We start from the raw sequence: 12,301 nt of genomic DNA on the forward strand, positions 1-12,301 counted from the left end.
GCGAGGAAGCTGGCGCGGGAATATTTTTCCGCGGGAATTGGCGCTGGCACGCTAAGGAGCTATACCTGCGGGCGGTTTCTTGCGTAAGGGGAAGTTCATTCCTACGCCTCGCTTCTCAAAATATGCGAAAAATATACCGTCCGCTGCTGGCGGCGCTGCTGGCCGCCGTGTCGCCTTCAATTTATGGGCAATCCTCGGCCCCGGCTCACTCGGTTTTCCTGCTGGGCAATACGGCGGGCAAAAACCTGCCGGAAGATCATTTGCGGGCCTTGCGCCAGCAGTTGGAGCAACAGCAGGGCTCGTTTACAGTCGTGCATCTGGGCGATATTGCGGCCAACTCCGGCCTGAAAAAGGAGCCCGACGCCGCCACTACCGCTCGAATCGATCAGCTGATTGCGTTGGTCCAGGGCCTGCCCAATGGCCGAATCTACTTCCTGCCCGGCGACAAAGACTGGGACAACTCCGGCCCCGATGGCCTGAAGCGCGTGCGGCGGCTGGAAGAATACATTGAGCAGCGCCTGCCCAACCAGAACGCCTTCATCCCGACCGGCGGCTGCCCCGGCCCCGAAATAGTGGATGTGGCCCCCAACGTGCGCCTCGTGGCCCTGAACACGCCCTGGTGGACCCACCCATACGACCGGCCCGAAGCCCCGGACACGGAGTGCAAAACCATGACCAAGGAGGAGTTTCGGGAGCAGCTGCAGGACGTGCTGGACGATACGAAGGGCAAAAACATCTTGTTGGTAGGTCACCAGCCGGTGGTGAGTAATGGCGTGTATGGCGGCCGAATGCCGCTGAGCCGCCACCTGTTTCCGTTGGAAAACGGGGTGCCGCTACCCATTTTCGGGTCCCTGTATGCAGCCTACCGGCAGAACGTAGGCTCGCCCCGCGACCTGGCCAACCCAGGCTACCAGGAGCTGCGCCGCGAGATGCTGAATACGCTCAAGGAGAATCCCGGCGCGGTGTACGCCGCCGCCCACGACTACAGCCTGCAGCTCACCTATTCCAAAGAAAGCTACCACCTGGTGGCGGGCAGCTTCGCTGAGAAAGAGCACGTGGGGGCCAACGGCAATGCCCTCTACAACAAAGCCGAAGAAGGCTATTCGCGGCTCGATTACTACGCCGACGGCACCGTGAAGTCGTTTTTCTACGCCTTCGATAAGACTGGCAGCCCGGTGCGGGAAGCCTTCAGCGCCACGCTGTTTCAGTCGGCCTGCACGGAGCCGCGCCTGCCGAACGTGCCGGTGAACGTGTATATTCCGGAGTGCCCTACGGCCCCGAAAGGCGTGGCCGTTTCGAAGCCTGATGCGCCGGTGGCGCCGACGGTGACGGTGGCGGCCGGGCCGCAGTATAAGGCCGGGCCGGGCAAGCGGTTTTTCCTCGGACCCGGCTATCGCACTTCCTGGACCCAGCCGGTCGAGGTGAAAACCCTGGACCTGGCCACTGAAAAAGGCGGCCTACGGATTTTTGGCAAGGGCGGCGGCCGGCAGACGACCTCCGTCAAGCTCATTGCCGCCGACAGCTCCGAATACGTATTCCGCTCCGTGGACAAGGACGTGACTAAGATTCTGCCACCCGAGTTGCGCAACTCCGTGGCCGCCGACGTGCTGCGCGACATCACGCCCACGGCCCACCCCTACTCGGCCCTCGTCACGGGCTCCTTGCTTGATCAGACCGACATTCTGCACGCCCGGCCCCGCCTGTTCGTGCTGCCCGACAACAACTCGCTCGGGCCCTACCGCGAGAAGTACGCGGGCCTGTTCGGCACGCTCGAAGACCGGCCCGTAGACCCCAAGCCCAACCTGCCCGGCTTCGGTGGAGCCGACGACGTGCGCCGCTCGTTCAGCTTTTTCCGCCAGCTCTACAAAGACCACGACAACCAGATCGACGCCGTGGCGCTGGGCAAGGCCCGCGCCTTCGATATGCTGGTGGCCGATTTCGGCAAGCACGAGGACAACTGGAAATGGGCCGGCTACAAGCAGGGCAAAAAGACTATTTACCGCCCCATTCCCCGCGACCGGGACCAGAGCTTCACCCTCTGGAACGGCCTGCTGACCTACACCGCCAACCGCGAGTGGGCCGTGCCCAGCATCGAGGATTTCCAGGCCAAGTTTCATGACTTGGAGAGCCTGAACTGGCCCGCCCGTCACCTAGACCGGTTTTTGCTACAGTCGCTCACGCGGGAGCAATGGCAGGAAGTGGGGCGCTATATGCAGCAGAAAATCACGCCGGCCGCCATTGACCAGGCCACGGCGGCGCTGCCCAAAGAAATTCAGCCCATTTCGGGCAATGACCTGAACCGCAAGCTCAAAGCCCGGATTCAGGAGCTGCCGAAGGTGCTGGATGAATACTACCTGATGCTGGCCAAGCGCGTGGATGTGGTGGGCTCCAACAAGGCCGAGGTGTTTCAGGTAGACCGCCAGCCCGACGGCAACGTGCGGGTGCGCATGTTCGACAAGGCCAAAGACGGCGACGCGCCCAACGGCGAGCCGCTGTTCGACCGCACCTTTAAGCACAACGAAACCAGCGAAGTAGCCCTGTACGGCCTCGATGGCAAGGATATTTTCACCGTGACGGGCACGGCCCCGCGCAGCGTGCTGGTGCGCATCATCGGCGGCGACGGCAAGGACCGGATTACGGACGAGTCGAGCGTGCGGGGGCTGCGCACCAAAACCAAGGTGTATGACCTGGCCGACACGGAAATGAAGCTGAGCCGCGAAAGCGACAACCACACCTCCGACAAGCTGGAAGTAAACCGCTACGACCGCGAAGCCTTCGAATATGACGGCTACAACCCCCGCGCCACCATCATCTACAACCGCAACGACGGCTTCGGCGCGGGCGCGGGCGTGGATATCGTGCGGCAGGGTTTCCGCAAGCCGGGCTACAAAAACCTGTATGGCTTCGACGTGCGCGGCTCCTCCAACGGCAACTTCCAGGTAGCCCTGAATACGCGCCACCGCCACGCCATCGGCAAGTGGGACATCGGGGCGCGCACCGAATACGGCAACTTCTTCCCGTTTTACAACTTCTTCGGGCTGGGCAACAACACCACCAAGGACGAAACCCAGTTCGACAATGGCTTCTACACCGCTCGCTACAAAGGCTACACGCTGAACGCCTTCACCGAGCACGTTTTCTTCAACCGTAGCCTGTTCCGCATCGGGCCCACCTACGAGCAGTACACCAGCAACTTCAGCCCTACCAGCTACCTGGGCCAGCTGCTGACCAGTCCGCGGCCCGCGGAGGAGAAGCCTAACGCTAACTTCCAGCGCCTTATCGGCTTCAATGCCCTGTTCGACCTCGACCTACGCGACCGTCAGCGCTTCGCCCGCCGGGGCATCCGCATTCTAGCTCAGCACGATACTTACCACCAGCTGAACCGCGCGAAAGGCAATTTTGGCCTCACTCAGGGCTTTGCCGAATACTACGGCACCGCCCGCCTGCTGCTGCCCATGACGCTGGTGGTGAAAGGTGGCGGGGCCCGCAACTACGGCAACGACGACGAAATTCCGTTCTACAAATTCGCCAGCCTGGGCCTGCGCGAAAACCTGCGCGGCTACTACCGCAACCGCTTCAATGGCGACGCCAGCCTCTACCTAAACACGGAGCTGCGCATCGGTCTGGGCCGCGTGCAAACCTCCTTCCTGCCCTTCTCCTACGGCGTGTTCGGCTTTTTCGACCGGGGCCGCGTGTACTTCAAAGGCAACTCCCCCGGCGGCTGGCACGACGGCTACGGCGCGGGCTTTTTCATCTCCCCCGTCTCCGACCAGTTTGCCCTGTCGGTGTCCTATCAGAAGTCGCCGGAGAACGGGCTGATTCAGTTTGGGCTGGGCTTCCGGATTGACCAGTAAGGTTTGAATTTGCTGTCATGAAAAAGCCCCGCCGGAAGCGGGGCTTTTTTGGTGGATGTAGTTATAGCGGCTTCCTGAGTGGTGTAGAGAGGCATAGTTGCGTCTCAATTGTGGGAGCCGTAACAACGAATGTCGTTCAACGATGAGACGCGAATACGCGTCTCTACACCGTTCAGGAAGCCACTGTAAGCAACGAAGTGACAATGCGGTAAATACCTAGTTCTTCCCAAACCACCTCATCCCCGCACCAGCCGCCGCAACGCCACCAGATGCGTGAACGCTACCACCGGCACCACAAAAACCGGCAGCCACACGAATGGGAATTGCAGGATGGCCACGTTGGGCTGCGCGAAAGCCAGCCGTTGCAGCGGGGTTGGGGCCGAGAGCAGCGCCAGCCCCACGATGGTGGTGAGCAGGGCCAGCGCCGCCAAATGCCACGCCAGCAGGCCCCGCCGCCCCAGCCCGCCCCGCGCATAGGCGTAGGCCGCCACGGGCGCCGTTAGCCCGGCCACGATGTCGAAGTTGCGGCCCGCGAAGGTCATCAACTCGGGCACCAGGTGCTGCCCGGCCAGCGCGTAGAGTACGATTTCGACCGGCACGCGCACCATGCTCAGCGCCGTGAGGGCTGGCAGGCTCAGGCGGTCGGTGAGGGCGTGGCCGCGGCGGCTGAGCAGCAGCCAGGCCAATGCGGCCACGGTGGGCAGAATGCCGAACAGCACCAGGTGCGGCGGCAAGTGCTGCAATTGCTGCTGATAGAAGCCCGTGCGGGCCAGCCCGGCCTGCACCGCCAGCCAGCCGCCAATGCCTACCAGCCACGAGGTGCGGGGCAAAGTGACCGGCCGGAGCAGGCGCAACAGCATGCCGGCCGTGAGCAGCGTGGTAGCAATAAACAGGGCATTGATCCAGCCCGCGGCCGGCGTAGTGAGGTAGCGTAAATCCGGGGTCATCGGGACAAAACTGGTTGGTTGAGCCAAGGTAGCACCGGCGGCCGGGGTGGCAAGGGCTATTTTCGACCCACGCCCAGCGGCACGGCTGCCGCCGATAGTTCAACTATTAGGAAACAGGAGGCGTACCGGCTTTTGGCAAAGTCCTATCTTTGGCCTTCCGCTCCGAACCCCTTTCCGACCCCTATGGATTATCCGCTACTGAAACTGGCCGCCATCGATATTGGATCTAATGCGGTGCGCTGCCAGATTTCGGCGGTGCTGCACTATGGCGACCGATACCGGCTGAAGCGCGTGGAATACGTACGCTACCCGTTGCGGCTGGGCGAAGACGTATTTGCCACCGGCACCATCTCGGAGAAAAAGCAGGAGAAGTTCATCAAGTTTCTGCACGCGCTGCGGCTGCTGATGGAGGTGCACGACGTGGCCCCGAACCACTACCTGATCTGCGCCACCTCGGCCATGCGCACCGCCGCCAACGGCACCGAAGTAGCCAACCGCATTCAGCGGGAGCTGGGCATGACGGTTAATGTCATTGACGGCCAGGCCGAGGCCGCCTACATCAACCGCGTAATCGAGCATCTGCTCGAAGACAACAAGCACTACCTGCACATCGACGTGGGCGGCGGCAGCACCGAGTTCAACATCTACCACGACCGCCGCAAAGTGGCCTCGCAGTCGTTTGAGGTGGGCTCTATCCGGCGGATGCAGCAGGAAGAGGCCGGCCTCAACCCCGACCACACCAACGGCATCTGGCAGCGTATGGAAGCCTGGGTGAAGGAAAACGGCCGCAAATACCACGTCACGCGGGCCATCGGCACCGGCGGCAACATCAACAAGCTCTATAGCCTGGCCCAGTCGCAAGCCACGCTCGACAAACCCGTAACGCGCCGACGCATGGCCACCGTGCTCGAAAACCTGACCCGCATGACGATGGATGAGCGGGTGAATGTGGCCATGCTCAACCCAGACCGCGCCGACGTCATCATCCCTGCCGGCCACATCTACCTCTCCGCCATGGAATGGGCCAACATCAGCCAGATGATCGTGCCCGACATCGGCCTGAAAGACGGGATGCTGCAAACGCTTTTCGAAACGCACTTCGACGAAATCCGCCCCAGCACCGACCATTCCAGCGTCACGCCGGTGGCCTCCGTCTCCATTCGCTCCGGCGAAATGGAGTAGCTGGAAGTCCAACGCCTGTCATCCTGAGCAAAGCGAAGGACCTTGTGCCAGTTGAACAAGTCGTGGTTACGACAGTAGTTTAACTGGCACAAGGTCCTTCGCTTTGCTCAGGATGACAGACAGGTCTTAGGCGTTGGCAAAGCCTTCTTCCGCATTCGCCTCGCCTTCCACCAGCGCCACATCCTTGGCCGCGTCGGCGGCGGTTTCTTCGGCTTCCTCGTCCTCATCGGCCGGCTCCGGGCACGCTTCCAGCGCGGCGGCTTCCTCAGCTTTCAGCGCATCGGCGGCCAGCTGGTGGCGCGTTTGCTGAAACATGAGGTGCAGCAAACCAACGGGCGTGGCGGCGGCCAGGCGCTCGTCGTCGCGGCGGTAGAAGTCGCGGTGCACGCTCACCACGGGCTCCTCGGGGCCGGGGCGGCAGCGCACGTAGGCCCCGTCTTCGCGCATCTGGTACGAGTTCTGGTTGTCGAGCAGGTTCAGCATCAGAATGCTGATGGCCTCGCGCTTAATTTGCGGATTAACGATGAGGAACAGCGCCTCAATGCGCCGATCAAAGGAGCGCACCATGACGTCCGCCGAGCCGGCGTAGAGCTTCGGGTCGCCGGCCTGGTGGAAGTAGAACAGCCGCGCGTGCTCCAGAAAATCGCCCACGATGCTGCGCACCTCAATGTTCTCGCTCAACCCCGGCCGCCCCGGCCGCAGGCAGCAGATGCCGCGCACAATGAAGCGCACCGGCACGCCGGCCTTCGAGGCTTTGTAAAACTCATCGATTATCTCCTTGTCTTCCAGCGAGTTCATCTTCATCACAATACCACTGGGCAGGCCCTTTTTGGCATTGCGCACTTCCTCCCGAATCAGCTGAATAAGCTGCTGACGCATGTCTTTGGGCGCCGTGATGAGGTACTCGTAGTCGTCGGGCTGGGAGTGGCCGGTGATGACGTTGAAGAATTCCGACACGTCGTGGCCGTACACGTCGTTGGTGGTGAGCAGGCTCACGTCGGTGTAGATTTTGCTGGTCTGCTCGTTGTAGTTGCCGGTACCGATGTGCACGTAGCGCGTCACCTTTTCGCCCTCCTTGCGGATGATCATCAGCAGCTTAGTGTGCGTCTTGTACTTGCTCACGCCGTAAATCACGAAGCAGCCGGCCTTTTCCAGCTTGGCGCCTTCCCGGATGTTGCGCTCCTCATCGAAGCGGGCCTTAATCTCGAACAGCACCGAAACGTGCTTGCCGTTTTCGGCCGCCTTCAGCAGCGCCGCCGTCACCCGCGAGTCGTCGGCGAGTCGGTAAATGGTCTGCTTGATGCCCAGCACGTGCGGATCCTCGGCGGCCTGCTCCAGCAGCCGCACCACCGGCTCGATGCTGTTGTAGGGATGGTGCAGCAGCACATCCTGGTGCTTGAGGTACTCAAACAGGTTTTCCTCCGCTCCTTCCGGCAGGCTCAGGGGCGGCACCGTCGCCGGCGGCCGCGTCGATTTGCCCCGGAAGTTGGGGTGCTTCAATATCTGCAGCAGGCCCTTCATATCCATCAGCGAGTTGATAACGAACACGTTGCCGTTATCAATCTGCCAGCGTTCCTTGAGTACGGTCATCATCACCGGCGAGGCGTCTTTTTCAACCTCCAAACGCACCACGCGGCCTTTTTTGCGGGTTTTGAGGCCCACCTGAATTTCCTTGATGAAGTCGGAGTCAATGTCGTCGGACTCTTCCAGGGTGAAGTCGCCGTTGCGCGTGATGCGGAACAGGTTGGCCGACACGATTTCGACGTTGCGAAACAGCTTGGGCAGGTTGGCCCGCACGATTTCCTCGATGGGCACAAAAATCACCTTGTCCTTGCGCGTCAGCTCAAAGAAGCGCGACAGGTTCTGCGGAATCTGCACGAAGGTGAGCCGCTCCTGGCCCTTTGTTTCCTCGCCCTCGCCGGTGCCCCGCGCCTCGGAGCCGATGTTGGTGGCCACGCCGAAGATGAGCATCTGGTTCATCATCAGCGGGAAGCCGTGGTACGAGTCGTAGACCATGGGCGTGAGCAGCGGGAAAACCGTGTTTTTGAAGTAGCCCTCGGCCTTTTTCAGCTCCAGCTCCGTCAGCTCATCCATACGCAGAATGTTGAAGCCGTTCTTCTCAAACTGTGGCTTCAGCTCATTCAAGTAAGTCAACGACTGATCGTTGACGAAGCGGTGGGCGAAATCGAGCAGCTTGCGACGAAACGGCAGCTCCCGCAGCCCCGAATAATCAACCCGCTCCTTGCCATAGTCGAGATAGTTATACAACGACCCCACCCGAATCATGAAGAACTCATCCAGATTCGACGAGGTGATGGCCAGAAACCGCAGCCGGTCGAACAAGGGCCGCGCCGTATCCTTCACCTGATCGAGCACGCGGTAGTTGAACCGCAGCCAGCTCAGGTCGCGGCTGATGTATTTGCTCTTGCGGATAAGGTCGGCGGATTTGAAGAGTTTCATGAAGCGCGGATAACTTTGGAGTAGGCTGATTACGCTGATTTGGGCGGCAGGTAGCAGCTTGTGGGCAAGATAATGGCTTGGCGCGGATCGATTGGGCCTGCGCGGCAAAAGAAAGCGAGGAAACAGCCCTTTAAACAAAAACGCCGCCCGATGAAGGCGGCGTTTCTGGTGTTCGCAGGAAAGAAAAAACCGGCCACAAAATCCGGGGAATCCGAAGACTCGCGGGGATCCGCAGGCTATACATCCAGCTTAGCGTACTTGGCGTTCTTCTCGATGAAGTCGCGGCGGGGCGGTACTTCGTCGCCCATCAGCATGGAGAACAGGTGGTCGGCTTCCACGCCCGAGTCCACGTCCACGCGCTTCAGCGAGCGGGTGTCGGGCTGCATGGTGGTGGTCCAGAGCTGCTCGGCGTTCATCTCGCCCAACCCTTTGTAGCGCTGCACGTGCACCGTTTCGGGCTTGCCGCGGCCCATTTCTTCTTGGGCGGCCATGCGCTCGGTTTCGGTCCAGCAGTAGCGCTCTTCCTTGCCGCGCTTCACCAGATAGAGCGGCGGCAGGGCAATGTAGATGTAGCCCTTGTCGATCAGTTCGCGCATGTAGCGGAAGAAGAACGTGAGGATGAGCGTGCGGATGTGCGAGCCGTCGATGTCAGCATCGGTCATGATGATGATCTTGTGGTAGCGCAGCTTTTCCAGATTCAGCGAGCGGGTGGTGCTGCCGTCGTCTTCATCGGTCTTCTTCTCGAAGCTCACGCCGAGGGCCGTAATCATGTTCCGGATTTCCTCGTTTTCGTAGATGCGGTGCTCCTGCGCCTTTTCCACGTTCAGAATCTTACCGCGCAGCGGCAGAATGGCCTGGAAGGCGCGGTTGCGGCCCTGCTTGGCCGTGCCGCCGGCCGAGTCGCCTTCCACCAAATACAGCTCGCACAGCTCGGGGTCCGACTCGGAGCAGTCGGCCAGCTTGCCGGGCAGCGAGTTGGAGCCCAGCACCGACTTGCGCTGCACCATCTCGCGGGCCTTCTTGGCGGCCACGCGGGCCTTGGCGGCCAGAATCACCTTCTCCACAATGACGCGGGCTTCCTTAGGGTTTTCCTCCAGATACTGGTTCAGGATTTCGCCCACCACCTGGTTCACAGCCCCGCTCACTTCGGAGTTGCCGAGTTTGCCTTTGGTCTGGCCCTCAAACTTGGGCTCGGCCACCTTCACCGAAATAACGGCCGTGAGGCCCTCGCGGAAGTCGTCGCCCTGAATCTCAATCTTAGCCTTCGCCACCTCGCCCGATTTCTCGGCGTAGGCTTTCAGCACCCGCGTAATAGCCGAGCGGAAGCCCGCCACGTGCGTGCCGCCCTCGTGGGTGTTGATATTGTTGACGTAGGAGAAGATGTGCTCCTGGTAGGAGTCGTTGTACTGAAACGCCACTTCCACCGGAATGCCGCGCTCGGTAGCCACGTACACGGGCTTGGTCATGAGCACGGTGCGGCTGTTGTCGAGGTACTGCACGTACTCGGCTACGCCGCCCTGGGAATAGAATTCGTCGCGCTGCTCCTCGCCGCCGTCGGCCGGGGTGCGCAGGTCAGTCAGCACGATGCGAATGCCGCGGTTCAGGTAAGCCAGCTCGCGCAGACGGGTCGCGATTCGTTCGTAGGAATAGACCAGGGTTTCGTCGAAGATAGTCGGGTCGGGCTGAAACCAGACCTTGGTGCCGCGGGCATCCGTGTCGCCAATTTCGCGCACGTCGTAGAGGGGCACGCCGATATGGTACTCCTGCTCGTACACGTGGCCATCGCGCTGCACCGTCACGTGGGTGTGGGTGCTCAGGGCATTCACGCACGATACGCCCACGCCGTGCAGGCCGCCGGAGGTTTTGTAGCTGTTCTTATCAAACTTGCCCCCGGCGTGCAGCACGGTGAGGGCTATTTCGAGGGCTGACTTGCCAAATTTCTGGTTGATGCCGACGGGAATACCGCGGCCATTGTCCTGCACCGAAATGGCGTTGCCGGGGTGAATGACCACTTCGATGTGGTCGCACTGCCCGGCCAGGGCCTCGTCGATGGAGTTATCGACCACTTCCCACACCAAGTGGTGCAGCCCCTTCGCGCCCGTATCGCCAATGTACATCGAGGGTCGCTTGCGCACGGCCTCCAGGCCTTCCAATACCTGAATACTATCGGCCGAGTACTGATCGTCAACGTTGTTTTCTTTCGATTCGCTCATGTGTGGCTCTTAATTGCAGCGTGTTTGCGTACGCGCAAAGATACCGATTTTATCCGGTTTTTGCCAGCTTACAGCCGTTTTAGGCCCTATGCAAATAGCTCAAAAAACGTCTTTCTGGCCAACCTGCCGCTGTTTTAAACCTGCTGATCCTCCACCATCCTCTTCCGTAGCAAAAGGCCAAAAAAAAGCTCCTTCCACGAAGGAAGGAGCTTTTCCGAAAAGCGTAAGCCTTGGTAGTTTATTCCACCACCAGCTTCTGCTGAGCCACGCCATTTTCGGTGCGCAGCTCCAGCGTGTAGAGGCCGGCTTTCTCCTTGCTCAGGTCGATGGTAGAGCGTTGCGCGGCTACCGTGGTGCCGTTCAGCGTCTGGGTCAGCACCTGGCGGCCCAGGGCATCGAACACACGCACCGTGGTGCCGGCTTTGATGCCGGAAGTTAGCTGCAGGCTGAACACGCCCGAAGCGCTGGGGTTCGGATATACCGACAGGTCTTTCTGCAGCTCAGCGTTGCGGCTGGCCAGCGCCGTAGCGGTGGCTTTGTACACACCACCGGCACCGTTGGCATCCGTACGGGCACCTACATAGCCCACCGTGCGGCTGATGAAGTCAACCGTGGAGTAGTAGCGGCCGCGGTCAATGTTCGTCCAGCTCTGCCCGTTGTTGGTGGAGTAGGAGGAGCCGTAGTCGGCCGCCGTAGCTACCGTAGGCTCAGAAGAACCCACGCTCACCAGGATGTTGGTGCCAGGCACGGCATCAATGTCGAAGTGGTTGAATTTGCCCGTGTAGTTTTTGGTCTGCCAGGTAGCGCCGCCATCGGTGGTGGCAATCAGCGTCGTCACGCCGGCAGCGTTGGTGTTGTAGGCGATGCCGTTGTTCTGGTCGGTGAAGGCAATCTTGCTGATGCTGCCCGAAATGGGAGTGATGGCGGAAGAAGTCCAGGTCAGGCCGCGGTCCGTAGATTTGAGGATACGGGCCGGAATGCCCGTCGTCTGGTCAGCCGGGTTCTGCAGGTGAATGGTGCCCGACCAGATGGTGTTGCCCAGCGCGAAGTAGGAGCCCACCAGGCCAAACTCGCCGCCCGAAAGCTCGTTCAGCACCGGAGTTCTCGGTACGCGGGTCCAGGATGTACCGCCGTTGCTGGTAGTATAAATCTCGAAGTAGCCACCGTTCGGGTCGCCCAGGCTCACGCCGTTGTTGGCGTCGAAGAAGTAAACCCAGTTGGCAAAGCCAGCTGGGGCCGCAAACTGCGAAAGGGCCGTGGATTTGGTCCAGCTGTTACCGCCATTCACCGTCTTTACCACTTCGCCACCGCCATTGCCACCAAACTGCGCCACGAAGGCCGTGTTGGCATCCAGGGCATGAATGCTGGCACCCTGGTAACCAGCAGCACCGTTGATGGAGCTGAAAGTGAAGTTTGCGCCACCATCGATGGTGCGGGTAAACAGGTTAATCGTCGAGCCAGCAGCATTCTCGCGGATCAGGCTCCAGGCAATCTGGTCGCTCACCGTGTGGGTCTGGGCCGAAATGTAGTCTGGTGGCAGGCCGGCGCTGGTGTTCAGCAACGTCCATTGCGCCTGGGCGGCGAAGCTCATGCTGCACAGCAGAGCCAGGGAAAGTAATGTTTTCTTCATGGGAAAAGAAGTGAG

General features: G+C 60.7%; 6 protein-coding genes. 2 read left to right on the forward strand and 4 right to left on the reverse strand.

Features of this window, described 5'->3' with window-relative positions:
- Positions 1–122 precede the first annotated feature (122 nt).
- Positions 123–3,854, forward strand: coding sequence for a ShlB/FhaC/HecB family protein (locus BUB62_RS06295; protein WP_073107637.1), 3,732 nt, complete (start codon positions 123–125; stop codon positions 3,852–3,854).
- Between the two features lie 236 nt (positions 3,855–4,090).
- Here the strand turns inward: BUB62_RS06295 and BUB62_RS06300 are convergent, their stop codons facing one another.
- Entirely contained in the window at positions 4,091–4,801 is a 711-nt protein-coding gene (locus BUB62_RS06300) for a hypothetical protein (protein WP_073107640.1), read from the reverse strand.
- A 183-nt stretch (positions 4,802–4,984) separates the two neighbouring features.
- Between BUB62_RS06300 and BUB62_RS06305 the strand changes: the two genes are divergently transcribed.
- Positions 4,985–5,983: a Ppx/GppA phosphatase family protein gene (locus BUB62_RS06305; protein WP_073107643.1), complete on the forward strand. Its 999-nt coding sequence runs from the start codon at positions 4,985–4,987 to the stop codon at positions 5,981–5,983.
- Between the two features lie 126 nt (positions 5,984–6,109).
- Here the strand turns inward: BUB62_RS06305 and ppk1 are convergent, their stop codons facing one another.
- The 3 genes from ppk1 to BUB62_RS06320 all read right to left on the reverse strand — a co-directional run bounded on the left by ppk1 (position 6,110) and on the right by BUB62_RS06320 (position 12,286).
- Entirely contained in the window at positions 6,110–8,443 is a 2,334-nt protein-coding gene (gene ppk1 / locus BUB62_RS06310; RefSeq protein WP_234988642.1) for a polyphosphate kinase 1, read from the reverse strand.
- 236 nt (positions 8,444–8,679) lie between these two features.
- Positions 8,680–10,656 carry a DNA topoisomerase (ATP-hydrolyzing) subunit B gene (gene gyrB, locus BUB62_RS06315; RefSeq protein ID WP_073107646.1) on the reverse strand — a complete coding sequence of 659 codons (1,977 nt, stop codon included), beginning with the start codon at positions 10,654–10,656 and terminating at the stop codon, positions 8,680–8,682.
- Between the two features lie 238 nt (positions 10,657–10,894).
- Positions 10,895–12,286, reverse strand: a complete 1,392-nt coding sequence (locus BUB62_RS06320) for a T9SS type A sorting domain-containing protein (protein ID WP_073107649.1) — start codon at positions 12,284–12,286, stop codon at positions 10,895–10,897.
- Positions 12,287–12,301 lie beyond the last annotated feature (15 nt).

Origin of the sequence: Hymenobacter daecheongensis DSM 21074 (genome assembly GCF_900141805.1) — a bacterium.
Lineage (GTDB): Bacteria > Bacteroidota > Bacteroidia > Cytophagales > Hymenobacteraceae > Hymenobacter > Hymenobacter daecheongensis.

Coding starts and splice junctions, on each gene's coding strand:
- BUB62_RS06295 (WP_073107637.1), top strand. CDS start 123: ATGCGAAAAATATACCGTCCGCTGCTGGCGGCGCTGCTGGCCGCCGTG.
- BUB62_RS06300 (WP_073107640.1), bottom strand. CDS start 4,801: ATGACCCCGGATTTACGCTACCTCACTACGCCGGCCGCGGGCTGGATC.
- BUB62_RS06305 (WP_073107643.1), top strand. CDS start 4,985: ATGGATTATCCGCTACTGAAACTGGCCGCCATCGATATTGGATCTAAT.
- ppk1 (WP_234988642.1), bottom strand. CDS start 8,443: ATGAAACTCTTCAAATCCGCCGACCTTATCCGCAAGAGCAAATACATC.
- gyrB (WP_073107646.1), bottom strand. CDS start 10,656: ATGAGCGAATCGAAAGAAAACAACGTTGACGATCAGTACTCGGCCGAT.
- BUB62_RS06320 (WP_073107649.1), bottom strand. CDS start 12,286: ATGAAGAAAACATTACTTTCCCTGGCTCTGCTGTGCAGCATGAGCTTC.